14 protein-coding genes are annotated in these 16,517 nt (G+C 49.5%); 11 read left to right on the plus strand and 3 right to left on the minus strand.

Going from position 1 to position 16,517, the window contains the following annotated elements:
- Nucleotides 1–166: 166 nt before the first annotated feature.
- The 3 genes from nagB to ACT6NV_RS00995 all read left to right on the plus strand — a co-directional run bounded on the left by nagB (nucleotide 167) and on the right by ACT6NV_RS00995 (nucleotide 5,059).
- A complete protein-coding gene (gene nagB / locus ACT6NV_RS00985; protein WP_445385422.1) occupies nucleotides 167–2,098 on the plus strand; it encodes a glucosamine-6-phosphate deaminase in 1,932 nt (643 codons plus the stop codon).
- A 107-nt stretch (nucleotides 2,099–2,205) separates the two neighbouring features.
- Entirely contained in the window at nucleotides 2,206–3,471 is a 1,266-nt protein-coding gene (locus ACT6NV_RS00990) for an MFS transporter (protein ID WP_445385423.1), read from the plus strand.
- Nucleotides 3,464–5,059 carry a glycoside hydrolase family 3 protein gene (locus tag ACT6NV_RS00995; RefSeq protein WP_445385424.1) on the plus strand — a complete coding sequence of 532 codons (1,596 nt, stop codon included), beginning with the start codon at nucleotides 3,464–3,466 and terminating at the stop codon, nucleotides 5,057–5,059. Before ACT6NV_RS00990 ends, ACT6NV_RS00995 begins: the two co-directional genes overlap by 8 nt.
- 24 nt (nucleotides 5,060–5,083) lie before the next feature.
- On the opposite strand, the gene ACT6NV_RS01000 is transcribed toward ACT6NV_RS00995, so the two are convergent.
- From ACT6NV_RS01000 to ACT6NV_RS01010, 3 genes are read right to left on the minus strand one after another with little or no spacing between them, the layout of a single operon-like run.
- Nucleotides 5,084–6,625: an acyl-CoA carboxylase subunit beta gene (locus ACT6NV_RS01000; RefSeq protein ID WP_445385425.1), complete on the minus strand. Its 1,542-nt coding sequence runs from the start codon at nucleotides 6,623–6,625 to the stop codon at nucleotides 5,084–5,086.
- Nucleotides 6,626–6,628: 3 nt separating this feature from the next.
- The gene (locus ACT6NV_RS01005) at nucleotides 6,629–8,071 is read right to left on the minus strand and encodes an acetyl-CoA carboxylase biotin carboxylase subunit (RefSeq protein ID WP_445385426.1); all 1,443 of its coding nucleotides are present in this window, start codon (nucleotides 8,069–8,071) and stop codon (nucleotides 6,629–6,631) included.
- Nucleotides 8,072–8,082: 11 nt separating this feature from the next.
- Nucleotides 8,083–8,568: an acetyl-CoA carboxylase biotin carboxyl carrier protein subunit gene (locus ACT6NV_RS01010; RefSeq protein ID WP_445385427.1), complete on the minus strand. Its 486-nt coding sequence runs from the start codon at nucleotides 8,566–8,568 to the stop codon at nucleotides 8,083–8,085.
- A 285-nt stretch (nucleotides 8,569–8,853) separates the two neighbouring features.
- Between ACT6NV_RS01010 and udk the strand changes: the two genes are divergently transcribed.
- From udk to dapB, 8 genes are all read left to right on the plus strand, one after another.
- Nucleotides 8,854–9,462, plus strand: a complete 609-nt coding sequence (gene udk / locus ACT6NV_RS01015) for a uridine kinase (RefSeq protein WP_445385428.1) — start codon at nucleotides 8,854–8,856, stop codon at nucleotides 9,460–9,462.
- Nucleotides 9,463–9,464: 2 nt separating this feature from the next.
- Entirely contained in the window at nucleotides 9,465–9,800 is a 336-nt protein-coding gene (locus tag ACT6NV_RS01020) for an FtsB family cell division protein (RefSeq protein ID WP_445385429.1), read from the plus strand.
- The gene (locus ACT6NV_RS01025) at nucleotides 9,790–11,172 is read left to right on the plus strand and encodes a methylmalonyl-CoA mutase subunit beta (RefSeq protein WP_445385430.1); all 1,383 of its coding nucleotides are present in this window, start codon (nucleotides 9,790–9,792) and stop codon (nucleotides 11,170–11,172) included. The genes ACT6NV_RS01020 and ACT6NV_RS01025 overlap by 11 nt, the downstream gene beginning before the upstream one ends.
- On the plus strand, nucleotides 11,159–13,318 hold the full coding sequence (scpA, locus tag ACT6NV_RS01030; protein ID WP_445385431.1) for a methylmalonyl-CoA mutase: 2,160 nt from the start codon (nucleotides 11,159–11,161) through the stop codon (nucleotides 13,316–13,318). The genes ACT6NV_RS01025 and scpA overlap by 14 nt, the downstream gene beginning before the upstream one ends.
- A 149-nt stretch (nucleotides 13,319–13,467) precedes the next feature.
- On the plus strand, nucleotides 13,468–14,241 hold the full coding sequence (locus ACT6NV_RS01035; RefSeq protein ID WP_445385432.1) for a ParA family protein: 774 nt from the start codon (nucleotides 13,468–13,470) through the stop codon (nucleotides 14,239–14,241).
- On the plus strand, nucleotides 14,241–15,152 hold the full coding sequence (locus ACT6NV_RS01040) for a ParB/RepB/Spo0J family partition protein (RefSeq protein WP_445385433.1): 912 nt from the start codon (nucleotides 14,241–14,243) through the stop codon (nucleotides 15,150–15,152). Before ACT6NV_RS01035 ends, ACT6NV_RS01040 begins: the two co-directional genes overlap by 1 nt.
- A complete protein-coding gene (locus tag ACT6NV_RS01045) occupies nucleotides 15,145–15,783 on the plus strand; it encodes a DUF5683 domain-containing protein (protein WP_445385434.1) in 639 nt (212 codons plus the stop codon). Before ACT6NV_RS01040 ends, ACT6NV_RS01045 begins: the two co-directional genes overlap by 8 nt.
- Before the next feature lie 8 nt (nucleotides 15,784–15,791).
- Nucleotides 15,792–16,499, plus strand: coding sequence for a 4-hydroxy-tetrahydrodipicolinate reductase (gene dapB, locus ACT6NV_RS01050; RefSeq protein ID WP_445385435.1), 708 nt, complete (start codon nucleotides 15,792–15,794; stop codon nucleotides 16,497–16,499).
- The last annotated feature ends 18 nt before the right edge of the window (nucleotides 16,500–16,517 follow it).

The following is a 16,517-nucleotide window of genomic DNA, read 5'->3' on the forward strand; positions in this document are numbered from 1 at the left end:
ATGTTAAATTTTGACAAAGATAGTGAATTCCATTATCTGCCATAAATTGCTTATGCAAAGATAATATATTCTTATTACTGCAATATATTGCATTTAATATTGCAATAAACTGCAATTATTAAATTTTATATGTAGTTTTGCAGCACTAATCTTTAATTATTGCCCTATGCTCAGTCAAGCAGACCCTCAGCTAATCCCAACCGAAGAAGAAGCCCGTAAATTTGAGCGTATTCCCACCCGTATTTACGAACAGTCCGATGCGGCTTCCTTCTTTGTGGCAAACGAAATCGCAGCGCTTATCCGACAACGTCAAAAGCAGGGAAAGAAAGCCGTTCTCGGGCTGGCCACCGGCTCTACTCCTACCCGTGTCTACGAATATCTGGTAAGGTTTCACAAAGAGGAAGGCCTTAGCTTCAAGAATGTCATAACCTTCAACCTGGACGAATACTACCCCATGGCACCCCAATCCATCCATAGCTATGTCCGCTTTATGAAGGAACACCTTTTCGACCATATAGACATCCCGAAATCACAAATTCATATCCCCGATGGTACTCTTGAAAAAGAAGATGTTAAAAAATACTGCAGCGATTACGAGGCAAAAATCAGTAAAGTCGGAGGGCTGGATATTCAAATCCTGGGGATCGGCCGTACCGGGCATATCGGCTTTAATGAGCCCGGGTCTTCCCTGAGCAGTGTCACCCGAATGGTCCGCCTGGATCGCGTGACCCGCCTGGACGCGGCAAGCGACTTCTTTGGCCTGGAAAATGTTCCCTCCAAGGCCCTTACCATGGGCGTAGGGACCATCCTGGCTGCCAGGCGAATTATCCTGATGGCCTGGGGCGAGGGAAAGGCTGATATTATAAAGCAAGCCGTGGAAGGGAAGGTACGGGAATCCGTTCCGGCTACCTTTCTGCAGAGACACCCGCATTGTGAGGTTATTACGGATCGTGCAGCAGCCTCCTCCCTGACAAGGGTTGCCACACCCTGGCTGGTTTCCGAATGCCAGTGGGATGACCGGCTGATCAAAAAGGCAACTATCTGGCTTTCACAGAAGCTCAGTACAGCCATTCTGAAACTCACCAACGAACACTACAATGAATACGGAATGGGGAACCTGGTTGCAGAGATCGGGTCTGCAGAACATATCAACCTGAAGGTTTTTAACAATCTGCAACGGACCATTACCGGCTGGCCGGGTGGCAAACCCAATGCAGATGACAGCCAGCGACCTGAACGAAAAGACCCCTATCCAAAAACCTCCCTCATTTTCAGCCCGCATCCGGATGACGATGTCATTTCCATGGGCGGCACCCTGCTGCGCCTGGTCGATCAGGGTCACCAGGTGCATGTCGCCTATCAAACCTCTGGTAATATTGCGGTTTTTGATGATGAGGTGATCCGTTTTCTGGACTTCGCCACAGACATCCAAAAAGACAATAAAACCCTGCAGAAACAGTTCCGGGAGGTGCGTGAATTTCTGAGCCAGAAAAGCCCGGGAGCCGTAGACAGTCCTGAAATCCAGAATTTCAAAGGCCTGATCCGCAAAGGGGAAGCCCTTGCTGCCTGCCGGTATTGCGGGGTTTCCGAAAAAAATGCTCACTTTTTAAACCTTCCCTTCTACGAAACGGGTACTGTAAAGAAAAAGCCCTATTCCGAGGCGGACATCGAAATTACCTACAAGCTTCTGCAAGAATTACAGCCACAGCAGATTTTCGCAGCAGGAGATCTCTCGGACCCGCATGGAACCCACCGGGTATGCCTGGAAATCATATACAAGGCACTGGACCGGTTGAAAAAAGAACAGGCGGCCTGGCTGGAGGATTGCTATGTATGGCTGTATCGCGGCGCCTGGCAGGAATGGGACATTGCCGATATGGAGATGACCGTCCCAATTGGTCCGAAAGACATGGAGCGGAAAAAGAATGCGATTTTCAAGCATCAGTCGCAAAAGGACAGCGCCATGTTCCCGGGCAACGACGAACGGGAATTCTGGCAACGGGCAGAACAGCGCAACAAGGAAACCGCCGCCCATTACAATGACCTGGGGATGGCCGAATACGAAGCCATGGAGGGTTTTGTGCGCTACCATCTGTAGCTTTTAGGGCACAGGGCAGATACTCACATCCGGTTTTTGGAAAAGCTGCAGCAAGGAATCCGAGGAACTACGCCCCTATTTTTATACTTTTAGGTCAAAAATCCTGAATGATCCCAAAAGATACCCGGGCCTGGTGGTGGGTGCCCACGCTTTACTTCACCCAGGGCCTCCCTTATATAATGGTGGTTACTGTTTCGGTAATCATGTACAAGCAACTTGGGATCAGCAATGCGGAAATCGGTTTATATACCTCCTGGCTCTACCTGCCATGGGTATTAAAACCCCTGTGGAGCCCACTGGTTGATCTGAAAAGCAGCAAACGCAAATGGTTCCTTTCCATGCAATTACTGATTTGCGTAGCCCTGCTGGCTGCCGGCCTGAGCCTGCCCACCAACCTTTTCCTGACAACATCCCTGGCTTGTTTCTGGATGGCTGCCTTTGCCTCGGCCACCAATGATATTGCTTCAGACGGCTATTATATGATCGCGCTTAGCGAGAAGAAACAGGCCTTTTTTGTGGGTGTACGCAGTACCTTTTACAGACTGGCCATGATTACCGGGCAGGGCCTTATCGTTATCCTTGCCGGTTTTCTTGAAAACTATTATGGTGATAATGCAAAGGCTTGGTCTGTAACCCTCTCGGCCACGGCTTTTCTGATGCTTTTGCTGACCTTGGCCAACTGGCTTAGTTGCCCTGATTATGAAGAGGTGCGCGTTGCCGATCAAAATACCGGCTTTCTTACCGTCTTCCGGAAATTCTTTGAAAAACCGGGTATGGCACTGGCCCTCGCCTTTATCCTGACCTATCGGCTGGGTGAATCCCAACTGGTGAAAATGGCCTCTCCCTTCCTGCTGGACAGCCGATCGGAAGGAGGGCTCGAATACGCCACAGAAGCGGTGGGGACCATTTATGGTACAGCCGGAGTTATTTTCCTCTCCCTGGGCGGAATCTTAGGCGGGATTCTCATTTCACGGGATGGCCTTAAAAAATGGATGTTGCCCATGATCCTGGCCCTGAATGCCCCCAATGTCCTCTATGCCCTGCTGGCAGCCTTTCAGTGGGATCAGACCTGGGCCGTAGTTACAACGGTAGTGATAGAACAATTTGGTTACGGCTTTGGGTTTGCAGCTTTTCTTATGTACCTGATTTATATAGCCGACGGAGCCTATAAAACTGCTCATTACGCCATTGCCACGGGCTTTATGGCCCTGGGAATGATGCTGCCCGGGATGATCAGCGGGTATGTACAGCAGTGGCTGGGGTATACCGGCTTTTTCATCTGGGTTGTGGCTGCTGCCATCCCGGTACTACTGCTGTCAAAGGCCATAACCTACCCCGCCGATTACGGTAAAAAAAGCAGTGCAGATGTCTGAATTTCCAGAATATCGGATAGCGACCACCCAATTGTCTTTAGAAAGAAAACTGGGGCAGCTATTCATGCCCGCTGCCTTTGTAAACGATACGGAAGCGGCCCACAGTGAATTGGAGGCACTCATACGGGACTACCATATTGGAGCCATTTGTTTTTTCCACAGCCGGGCCAGCGCGGCGGCCAATTTTGAAGGCCCTAAAAAGGTACACTTTAACGCTTCTAGTAAAGAGGTATTAAAAAAACTGATCCGGCGGTTCCGGAAAGCGGCCTCCTACCCGCTGCTGGTGGCCATCGACGCAGAATGGGGCCTGGCCATGCGCCTGGAAAACAGCACGGCCTATCCCTATGCTCTAACCCTGGGAGCTCTCTCCGACAGCGACCCCTTGCTTTATCAGACGGGCCTGCGCATGGCAGAAGACTGCCGGGAACTGGGAATTGACTGGAACCTGGCTCCTGTTGTGGATGTAAATACCAATCCCGAAAATCCGGTCATTGGCTATCGTTCCTTCGGGGCCCGGCCTGAAAGCGTGGCCCTTAAAGCACTGCAAATACACAGAGGCCTTATGGACGGTGGCGTCCTTAGCTGCCTGAAACACTTTCCCGGCCATGGCGACACGGCAACGGATTCGCACCTGTCCCTGCCACTGATCCAAAAGGAAGTTGCAACCCTGGAACAAGAAGAACTTATCCCCTACATAAAATTGATCCCGGAGGGTGTTCCTTCTATTATGACCGGGCATCTTGCAGTCCCTTCCCTTGATCCTTCAGGGAATCCGGCCAGTTTGTCCCGGGAACTTATAGAAACGCTACTGCGTCAGAAACTGGGCTTCCAGGGGGTTGTAATAACCGATGCCCTCAATATGCATGCAGTCAGTAAATTATTTTCCGAGCCGGGAATGCTGGAGCTTAGAGCCCTGGAAGCAGGCAATGACCTGCTGTGTTTTGCCGAAGACATCCCACAGGCTATAACACAAATCAAAAAATGGCTGCCAGCAGAATCTGTGGAGGATCATTTTAAAAGGGTCTGGAATCTGAAAAAAACGCATTTTGACCCTCAAAAAACAGTAATATCGCCAGCTTTTGCTCCGGATGAATTGCTAGCGAAACTCGCCAGGCAATGCCTCAGCCCGGTTCACAAAAAGGGCGAAAATCCAAAAACAACTGGCGAGGGGCCCTATTATCTGATCGTAGCAGGGAAAACCCTGCCGGTTTTTGAAAAGGCAATACAGGGATCAAAGCTCCAGGAGCAATTCTTCCTGCCGGCTGATGCCGGTGCCAATCCGTTTGAATGGCCTCCTCCCGGCAGTAAGGTATTACTCGCTCTTAACCCTGTGAGTTACAAGCCCAAAGAAAATTTTGGTTTTTCTGATTTGGCCTTCAAAATCCTTGAAGAAACCCTTGAGAAATACGAGGTGCTGCTGTACCATTTCGGCAATCCTTATCTGCTGGAAAAAATAGGTATTTCTAAGACCTCAGAGCTTGTGCTGGTCTATCAGGATCTGCAAGCCTTTCAGGAGCAGGCAGCCAGGCATTTCCAGGGGCGGGCGCCCTTAAACGGGAAACTGGCCGTACCCTTACATCTGAAATAAATTAGTATATAATCATCCCGGGAATCAGAGTGGAATATTTCCGTGTTTGCGACGGGGTTGTTCCACTTTCTTATTTTTCAGGGAAGCGAAGCCCTTGATGAGTTTCCTCCTGCTTTGCTCCGGGAGGATCACCTCATCGATAAAACCTCTTCGGGCCGCGCGATACGGATTGGCAAACTTGGCGGCATATTCGGCTTCCTTCTCAGCCAGCTTAGCCTCAGGATCGGCAGCCTCTTTGATTTCTTTACGGAAAATAATCTCGCTGGCCCCCTTGGCTCCCATTACTGCAATTTCTGCACTGGGCCAGGCAAAATTCAGGTCTGCCCCTATATGCTTGGAATTCATAACATCATAGGCACCCCCGTATGCCTTACGGGTAATCAGGGTGATGCGGGGCACCGTAGCTTCGCTCAGGGCGTAAAGTAGTTTTGCACCATGCATAATAATTCCAGACCACTCCTGGTCGGTTCCCGGCAGAAAACCAGGGACGTCCACAAGGACCAGCAAAGGGATATTGAAGCTGTCGCAAAAGCGTGTGAAACGCGCTGCCTTGCGGGAACTGTCACTGTCCAGAACTCCAGCGAGGAAGAGCGGCTGGTTGGCTATAATGCCAATGGATTCACCGCCCATACGGGCAAAACCCGTAATGATATTTTCAGCAAAGTCTTTCTGTATCTCAAAAAAAGAATCCCTGTCAATAAGCCCCTGAATTACCGAATGCATATCATAGGGCTTATTGGGGTTGTCCGGCACAATATCCTGCAGTTCACTGCGTAGCTCATCTCCCAGGATATAATGCAGTACAGGAGGTTTTTCCGTGTTATTCTGAGGCAGGTAAGACAAGAGCATTTTCAGGTCATCCAGACAGGCCACATCATTGGGGGAAGTGTAATGGGCCACCCCGGATTTTACTGCATGGGTGCTGGCCCCTCCCAACTCTTCAGAGCTTACCGTTTCGTTGGTTACGGTCTTGACCACATTAGGACCGGTCACAAACATATAACTGCTTTCTTCCACCATCAGGATAAAATCCGTCATTGCCGGAGAGTAAACCGCTCCCCCAGCGCAAGGACCCATTATGGCTGAAAGTTGCGGGACCACACCCGAGGCCTGTACATTGCGGTAAAAAATATCGGCATATCCTCCCAGGGAGCGGACCCCTTCCTGAATACGGGCACCCCCTGAGTCATTAAGGCCTATGATAGGTGCACCAACTTTTACGGCCAAATCCATCACCTTGCAAATTTTCTCGGCATGTGTTTCAGACAGGGAACCCCCAAAAACCGTAAAATCCTGAGCGTACACATACACCAGCCTGCCATTGATTGTTCCGTAGCCGGTTACCACCCCGTCCCCGTAGAATTGCTGGTCTTCCATCCCAAAATCTGTGGTCCTGTGGGTTACCAGCACCCCCATCTCTTCAAAAGACTCGTCGTCCAGCAAATAAGCAATACGCTCCCGTGCCGTCAGTTTTTTCTGTTCATGCTGGCGTGCAATCCGCTTTTGGCCCCCTCCCAAATGAGCCGCTTTCAGGCGTTCCTGCAGGTCTTCAATTTTCTTTTTCATCCTTTATGGGTTTGGTATTCTCAGCTTATTTTTTTCCTCCAGATATATCTTCAGGGCTACAGCAGCCGCAATTTTTGCTTCTTTGGCCCGCTGTTCCATCAGGGTTTCAGGATTGTAGTGTTCTTTAACGAAATGTGTATTAAAATTTCCGGAACGGAAGGCAGGATGCCTGCAAACGAAGGCTCCGAAGTCCAGAGTAGTGGAAACGCCTTTAACCTCATAGGCTGCAATGGCCTCCAGCATGCGCTGTATGGCTTCATCCCGGTCGCGTCCATAGGTTATCAGTTTGGACAACATGGGGTCGTAATAGATAGGTACCTGCATCCCCTCTTCAAATCCGTTGTCTACCCGGATACCCTCTCCGACAGGGAGGCGGTAACGTTCGAGCGTCCCTACTGACGGGAGGAACTCGTTTAGCGGGTCTTCAGCATAAACGCGCAATTCAAGGGCATGTCCCCGGATCTGCAGGTCTTCCTGAGCCATGCTTAGCGGCTCTCCCCTGGCGATCCGGATCTGCCATTCCACCAGATCCTGCCCTGTAATCCATTCGGTTACAGGATGTTCCACCTGCAGGCGCGTATTCATTTCCAGAAAATAAAAATTGTGTTCATCATCCAAAAGGAATTCGACGGTTCCCGCCCCAACATAATCACAGGAGCGGGCCACATTAACGGCCGCTACCCCCATTCGCTCGCGAAGTTCAGGGCTCAGTACAGAGGAAGGGGCCTCTTCCACCACCTTCTGATGGCGGCGCTGTATACTGCATTCCCGCTCAAAAAAGTGAAGGATATTCCCATGGGTGTCTGCCATGATCTGCACTTCTATATGTCTGGGGGAACTCACATACTTTTCGATAAAGACAGAGCCGTCCCCAAAGGCGGACTGGGCCTCACTCATGGCCCGTTCAATTTGCTGCTTCAGTTCTGATTCCCGGTTTACAATACGCATGCCCTTTCCCCCACCCCCGGCTGCTGCCTTTATCAGGATTGGAAAGCCTATGGATTTGGCAATTTCCAGGGCCGAGGTGGCATCTTTAAGGGCGTAGTCCGTTCCGGGTACCATGGGGATGTTATAAGATTTAACCGCTTCTTTTGCCGCCAGCTTGTCGCCCATGGTTTGGATAGCCTCCGGTCCGGGGCCTATAAAAATCAATCCGGACTTATTTACAGCCCTGGCAAACCCGGCATTCTCACTTAAAAATCCGTAACCCGGGTGAATGGCCTCTGCGCCCAACTGCAAGGCCTTTTCTATGATATGATCTCCCCTCAGATAGGATTTGGCAGAGGGGGCTTCCCCCACACATACAGCCTCGTCTGCAAAGCGTACGTGGGGGGCGTCCCGGTCTGCTTCTGAATAAATGGCAATGGTACCTATCCCCATCCGACGTGCTGTGCGCATTACCCGTATGGCAATTTCCCCCCTGTTGGCTACTAAAATTTTCTTCATGCCTGATGGTATTATTCGAATTCAAGCAAGAGCTCCTTCTTATCCACGGCAGCCCCCTTGATTACACATATTTTTTTGATGACTCCCTCCCTTGGGGAGCTAATCACATTTTCCATTTTCATAGCCCCCAGGATCACTAAAGGATCGCCTTCCATAACTGTTGCTCCAGCCGAGGTCGGAATATCCAGGATCAGCCCGGGCATGGGGGCTCGTATTTCGGAAATGTCTTTATTGCTCCCGCTACGAAAGCCCATACTGCTAATTTGCTGATCAAGTGCATCTGCAATCCGTACGGTATAGGTCTTTCCTCTTATCTCAATTTCATATGATTTGGCCAAGAAATCGGTATTTCGTATCGCCACGGCAATAGACTGGTTCCCATCTACTAAATGGAAGCGGCCTGCTTCCGTTTGAATCAGGTCCAACCCGTCGGCATCTTCCGGATGCAAGTCAAAATTCCAGTTATCATCAACGGCTACGGAAAAATTCTCAGACATGGCTTAACATTTGAAATGACCTTAAAAATAAGGTTTCGGGCAGAATTTGAGTTCGCAATCCGGATTTATTTTATCAACAGTACTGACAGACGAGCCCTTATATGCATACAAATGGCAAGGGATGCCAGCCTCGCCAATGGCCCGATCCAATTCATTCCGGCTAAAAACCCCTCAGGGCAATACTCCTTACCTCTTGTATGGCTTTGCGGTTAATCGGGAATTAATACGGCCGGATTCGAATTCAGGTCGATCTAAATTTTTATTTTTGATCCAAAAAGACCTGGCATGTTAATAATAGGCATTGGAGGAGGTACCGGATGTGGAAAAACAACCGTAGTAAACCAAATCGTCAATGAACTTCCCGATACCGAAGTGGGTGTGATCTCGCAGGATTCCTACTATAATGACCTGTCCGGGCTTAGCTATGAGGAACGGGCTAAAATAAATTTTGATCATCCCAGGGCCATCGATTTTGAACTGCTGGGGGAACACCTGCGTCAGTTAAAAGCCGGGGTACCCATAGAACAGCCCGTGTATTCTTTTAAAGAGCACAACCGTACAACAGAGACCGTACTGACCCCTCCCAGGAAGGTCATGATCGTGGAAGGAATTCTGATCCTGACCCATCCGGAAATACGAGAGATGTTCGACATCAAAATCTTTGTTCATGCAGACTCTGATGAGCGACTGATCAGAAGGCTTAAGCGCGATATCACAGAAAGGGGAAGGGACCTGGACGAGGTGCTGGACCGCTATCAGAATACGCTCAAACCTATGCACAACCAATTTATTGAGCCTACAAAGGAGTTTGCAGATATCATCATCCCCAATAACCGCTACAATACGGTTGCCATAGATATAGTACGAACGATCATAGCCGACAAACTCATCTGAATATGGGCCTGAAATCTTTAAGGAAGAAAAAGTGGTTTGCAGTGGTCAGCAATATTTATGTGCTCGTTTTGACCGTATTCGCCATTTGGATGCTTTTTTTTGACACCAATTCCCTGTTGATTCACATGGAATTGCAAAAAGAAATCCGTAAACTGGAAAAACAGCAGGAATTCCTGAAAGAAGAAATATCCAAAGACAGGGCGCTTATCGAAAAACTTTCAGACCCCGCAGAACTGGAAAAGTTTGCCAGGGAACAGTACTACCTGAAGAAGAAGAATGAGGAAATCTTCATCATAGATTTTGAAGACAGCCTGGAACGTAAAAAAAATGAAGACTAACGAGCTATTAAAAGATTTTGATCCTGTTTCGGCCAAACAATGGAAACAAAAATTGCAGGCCGACTTAAAAGGAGGCGACTACAATGAATTACTGAGCTGGACCAGCCCGGAAGGTATCCAGGTTAAACCTTTCTATTCGGAGGATGACCTGCCGGAAGACCCGGGGATACCCGCCACCGGGACCGGGAACTGGAAAATTGGCTACCGGATTGGCAATGAAACCCCTTCTGAGCAGATTTCAGAAGCGCTGCAAGCCGATATAGAACATTTTGTGGTTGGGACGCCTGAATCGTTTTCTGCAGCATTTCAGCATAAAGCGGTCTTGGGTGAGTTGCAGCAGCCTGTCTACCTCGATTTTCCCGGGACAGACGTGCTCCTGGCAGATTGGATCAGCCAATCTAATCTTAAGCATCCGGTTATCCTGGTGGATCCAATAGGTCATTTAGCAGCCACGGGAAACTGGCACAGCCGGGAAACCAATGACGCAGGTTCCCTCTTAAAAGCATTATCCCATCCGGCTGCGACCGAAGCTGAATTCCGTTTCGCAGTACACGCAGATCTGTATCAGAACGCCGGGGCCAACCGGGTACAGGAACTGGCTTACGCCCTTTCCCACGCCCTGGAATATCTGCTTTGGTCTGCTGAGGAAAAATCCCTGCGGCCCTTATTGCAGCAACCGGTTTTCCACCTTGCAGTGGGAGGGGATTATTTCTTTGAAATAGCCAAGTTCAGGGCACTTAGAAAATTATGGGCCAGAGTTGCCCCGGAATATGGGTTCAGTGGGGATTGCCTCATTTTTGCATCTCCTTCCCTGAGAAATAAAACCATTTACGATTACAACACCAACATGCTGCGTACCACAACTGAATGCATGGCCGCTATCCTGGGAGGAGCTGACCTTGTCTGCAACCTTCCCTATGACCAGATCTACCAGTATCCGAATACCTTCGCAGACCGAGTAGCGAGAAACCAGCTGCAATTACTGAGGCATGAAAGTTACTTTTCGCAGGTACACAATCCGGCTGATGGAACCTACTATATTGAGTCGCTAACGGACCAACTGGGTTCAAAAGCCCTGGAGCTGTTAAAACAACTGGAAAAAGGCGGGGGTTTCTTAAAGCAGTTAAGAGAGCATAACATTCAGCAAAAGATAAGAGAATCTGCCACGAAGCAGCAACAGGCATTCGATTCCGGCAGCAAAGTCCTGGTAGGGAGCAACAAATACCCCAATGCGGATGACAGGATGCAGGAGGTACTTCAAAAATCCATCCAGCTCGCCAAAAAAAGCAGAAAGACCCTGCTGGAACCCATAATCCCCTCCAGGCTTGCAACCAATCATGAACTAAAGAGACTGCAGGATGAACCGAGATAAGATACAACAGCTGCAATGGAAAAACGGCTCCGGTATCTCTCAGGACCCCGGTCCGGATGCCGCTAAAGCAATCACCACAGCTGAGGGCATTGAGCTGAAAACCCGTTATACTCAAGCGGATATCAAAGAATTGAAGCACCCCGGTTTCGGGGCCGGTATCCCCCCTTATTTGAGAGGGCCTTACAGCAGTATGTATGTACAGCGCCCCTGGACCATCCGCCAATATGCAGGCTTTTCTACAGCTGAAGAGAGCAATGCCTTTTACAAGCGGAATCTGGCTGCCGGACAGAAAGGCCTGTCCGTTGCCTTTGATCTGCCCACCCACAGAGGGTATGACAGTGACCACCCCAGGGTGGTAGGGGATGTCGGGAAGGCCGGGGTAGCGATAGACTCCGTGGAGGATATGAAATTGCTGTTTGCCGGGATTCCGCTCGAAAAGATGTCGGTTTCCATGACCATGAACGGGGCCGTTATCCCGATAATGGCTTTTTATATTGTAGCCGCCGAGGAACAGGGGGTTGCTCCCGAGCAGCTCTCAGGGACCATTCAGAATGATATTCTGAAGGAATTTATGGTACGCAATACATATATATACCCCCCTACCCCTTCCATGCAGATCGTGGCTGATATTTTTGAATTTACCAGTAAGTATATGCCGCGCTTCAACAGTATCAGTATTTCCGGCTACCATATGCATGAAGCGGGAGCACCGGCTCATATGGAATTGGCCTACACCCTGGCCGATGGCCTTGAATATATCCGTACCGGGCTCAAAGCTGGCTTAAAAATAGATGCATTTGCACCTCGTTTATCTTTTTTCTGGGGTATTGGCATGAATCACTTTATGGAAATAGCCAAGCTGCGGGCCGGTCGCTTGCTATGGGCCAGGCTGGTACAGGGCTTTGATCCCCAAAACCCCAAATCCATGGCCTTGCGAACCCACAGCCAGACCAGTGGCTGGAGCCTGACCGAGCAGGATCCTTTTAACAATGTGGCCCGTACCATGATAGAGGCTTCTGCGGCAGCCTTTGGCGGTACACAGAGTTTGCATACCAACGCCCTTGACGAGGCCATTGCCCTTCCCACAGACTTTTCTGCCCGTATTGCCAGGAATACGCAGTTAATCCTGCAGGAAGAAACCGGGATCACCCGCACGGTGGATCCATGGGGCGGCAGTTATTACGTGGAAAAACTGACGGCCGAACTGGTAGAGAAAGCCTGGGAACTCATAGAAGAAACCGAGGCCCTTGGAGGCATGACCAAGGCCATTGAGGCCGGGGTCCCCAAGCTGCGAATAGAGGAGGCAGCAGCGCGAAAACAGGCCCGGATAGACAGTGAAAAAGATATTATTGTGGGCCTGAATAAATACCAAAGCCCGGACGAAGATCTATTGAGTATTCTGGAAGTAGACAACAGCAAGGTGCGCAAACAGCAGATTAAACGGCTGGAAGCTTTAAGGGCCGGGCGGGATAACACAGCTGTAAAAAACAGTCTGAAGGCCCTGGAGGCAGCTGCACAGAAAAAGGCCAGAAGAGATGGGGACCAGCCTGCCGAAAATTTATTAGCTTTAGCTGTGGAGGCCGCCAGGCTACGTGCCACCTTAGGTGAAATCAGCGATGCCATGGAAGAGGCCTTCGGTCGCCATCGCGCCCAGGTTCAAACAATCAGCGGAGTGTATTCAAAAGAAATCAAGGAAGATCCTTCATTCAAAAAAGCCAGGGAACTGTCTGATGCCTTCGCGGCACAGCAGGGCCGAAGGCCCCGTATCATGATCGCTAAAATGGGGCAGGACGGGCATGACAGGGGTGCAAAGGTAGTGGCTACCGCCTATGCAGACCTCGGCTTTGATGTGGATATCGGGCCCCTTTTCCAGACCCCGGCGGAAGCGGCCAAACAGGCAGCCGAAAACGACGTACATATCCTGGGAGTTTCCTCTTTGGCTGCCGGGCATAAAACCCTGGTACCGGAGCTGCTGAAGGAACTGAAAGCCTTAAACCGGGAAGACATCCTGGTAGTGGTTGGGGGCGTTATTCCAAAACAGGATTATACGTTTCTTTTCGAGGCAGGCGTCTCCGGTATTTTCGGGCCGGGATCGCGCATCAGCGAAGCAGCTATAGAGATTCTTGAGCTGTTGTTAACGCCCTGAGCCTTTGTTCAAAGCGCTGATCGGTGAACGGTTGCCGTTCCCTTAACGAACTTTAACGCAAAGTGGTGGACTTATTCACTTCCTGTTAACAATTTACGTTTTCTCGGTAGCCAAATAATCGTATTTTTAACCCCTAACTTAACTTCATAATGGGCAAAATAATTGCTATCGCAAATCAGAAAGGCGGGGTTGGTAAAACCACTACAACGGTTAACCTTGCGGCCTCTCTGGGGGTATTGGAAAAAAAAGTGCTACTTATCGACGCAGATCCTCAGGCTAATGCCACCTCCGGACTGGGGGTGGATGTGGACTCAATTGAACTGGGAAGCTACCAACTGCTGGAACATACCCGTTCTGCAGAACAGACTATAATAGGAACGAACTCTCCCAATGTTGACCTCATCCCGGCGCACATAGACCTGGTTGCTATTGAAATTGAATTGGTAGACAAGGACCAGCGCGAATACATGCTCAAAAAAGCTGTTGAAAGTATCCGGGATAAGTATGACTATATCCTGATCGATTGCGCCCCTTCGCTGGGTCTGCTTACCCTGAATGCCCTTACGGCAGCCGACTCGGTAATCATCCCGATTCAGTGCGAATACTTTGCCCTGGAAGGACTGGGCAAATTGCTCAACACTATCAAAAGTGTGCAACGGATCCACAATCCCGACCTCGATATAGAGGGCATGTTGCTTACCATGTACGATTCCCGGTTGAGGCTATCCAACCAGGTAGTGGAGGAAGTAAAGAAACATTTTGCAGACATGGTATTCGATACAATTATTCAGCGAAATGTCCGCCTGGGGGAAGCCCCCAGTTACGGGGAAAGTATAATCAAGTACGATGCCAGCAGCAAGGGAGCGACCAACTACCTGAATATGGCGCATGAATTGCTTCAAAAGAACAAGCAAGTTGTATAATGGCGAAAGCAACCAAAAAACAGGCTCTGGGACGCGGACTTTCCGCCCTGCTCAACGATCCTGACAACGACATTAAATCCGTTTCCGACAAGAATGCTGACAAGGTTGTGGGCAGTATTGTGGAACTGGATATTGACCGTATTGAAGTAAACCCCTTTCAGCCGCGTACAAACTTTAGTGATGAGGCCCTGGATGAACTGGCCTCTTCCATCAGGGAGTTAGGTCTGATCCAGCCCATTACGGTGCGGAAACTTGATTTTAACCGGTACCAGCTGGTTTCCGGTGAGCGCCGATACCGCGCTTCCAAAAAAGTGGGCCTTAAAAGTGTTCCGGCTTACATCCGTATTGCCAATGATCAGGAAGCCCTTGAAATGGCCCTGGTTGAAAATATACAGCGCCAGGATCTGGACCCTGTTGAAATTGCCCTTTCCTACCAACGGCTGATCGATGAAATTGGCCTTACCCAGGAAAAATTGAGCGAACGGGTCGGCAAGAAAAGAAGTACTATCACCAACTATCTGCGATTGCTGCGGCTGGATCCGATAATCCAGACCGGAATGCGAGATGGATTCATCAGTATGGGGCATGGCAGATCTTTGGTAAACATAGAAAGCCGGGAAGACCAGATAGCGATTTATGAAAAGGTGGTCGGTGGCAGTCTTTCCGTACGGGAAACCGAATCCCTGGTGCGATCCTATCACCAGAAAGAAACCGAAAAACCTAAGGAATCCAAAACAGCTCCCAAAAAAATACTGCCCGAATTTGCAGAAGACGGGATGGAGGTTTTAAAGGCGTTTCTGGACACAGCTTTGGAAGTACAGGCCAATGAAAAGGGAAAAGGGAAAATAACCATCCCATTCAACAGCCGGGAGGAATTCCGAAGGCTGAAAAAAAGAATTACAGGTGCGTAAGAAAGCCATCGGATGTATACTTTTCTTCTCCTGCCTTTGTTGCTGGGCACAAGAGCCCAATGATACGCAACCACAGGCAGATTCTTTGAAGGAGCGTATGGCTTCTGAAGGCGTTCAATTCGAAAAAATTGAAAAGCGGCCAATCAACCCTCTGGCTCCTTCCAAAGCAGCCTTTTATTCCGCAGTCCTTCCCGGGCTTGGGCAGGCCTATAACAGGCGCTATTGGAAAGTGCCGCTGGTATGGGGGGCAATCGGGACGGGTGTGGCGGTATACATCTACAATGACAACCTCTATGATCGGTTCCGGACGGCTTTTAAGCGACGACGGGCTGGTTTTACGGATGATGAATTCTTTGACCTGAACAAGGAAGACGACTTTACTCCTACCAATCCTGATTTATCTGAACAGGCCCTGCAGGACGCCCAGGAACGCTATCAGCGGGACAGAGACCTGAGCCTGCTCATTACCATCGCCCTCTACGCTCTAAATATCATAGATGCCAATGTGGATGCCCACCTGAAACAATACAATGTGGATGAAGATCTGAGCCTGCAAATACAGCCCTATCTGGATTACCACCCCATTACGAGTGATCCCAATTACGGGCTGGCACTTAGCATACGATTTTAATAAGAAGTATGAAAATAGGATTATTCGGTTACGGGAAGATGGGTAGGATGATTGAGCAGCTTGCTCTGAAACGGGATCATGAAATTGTAGCCCGGATCGACAGCCCGGATGATAGGGTGCCATACAAAAATTTGGATGTAGCGATCGATTTCAGTAGTCCGGATGCTGCTTTTGAAAACATCAGCAATTGTTTTAAGAACGGGGTTCCGGTGGTTTGCGGGACAACCGGATGGCTCAGTCGATATGATGAAGCAGTAAGCCTTTGTAAAAAGGAAGGTGCTGCTTTCATTTATGCCTCGAACTTCAGCCTGGGAGTCAATTTGTTTTTCCAGCTCAACGAAACCCTTGCAAGACTCATAAACGGGGTAAGCGGGTACCAGGCAGAGATGAAAGAAATCCATCATACGCAGAAATTGGATGCCCCCAGTGGAACAGCCATTACCCTGGCAGAGGGAATTATCAACAACAGCGCATATACCGCCTGGACCTCCGGGAAGGTGGAAAAAGACAGCTTGCCAATTTACTCAGAACGGACCGGGGAAGTGCCCGGCACCCATAAAATTAAATACGAATCAGCTGTAGACAGCATCGAAATCATACATACTGCCCACAACCGCAAAGGCTTTGCCCTGGGCGCGCTAATAGCGGCCGAATGGATAGTTGGGAAAGAAGGAGTTTTTAATATGAAGGATGTTCTGGACATCCCTAAAAAGTAATGGGGAAGGGAATTATTC

The sequence above is a fragment of the Robiginitalea insularis genome (assembly GCF_052497835.1).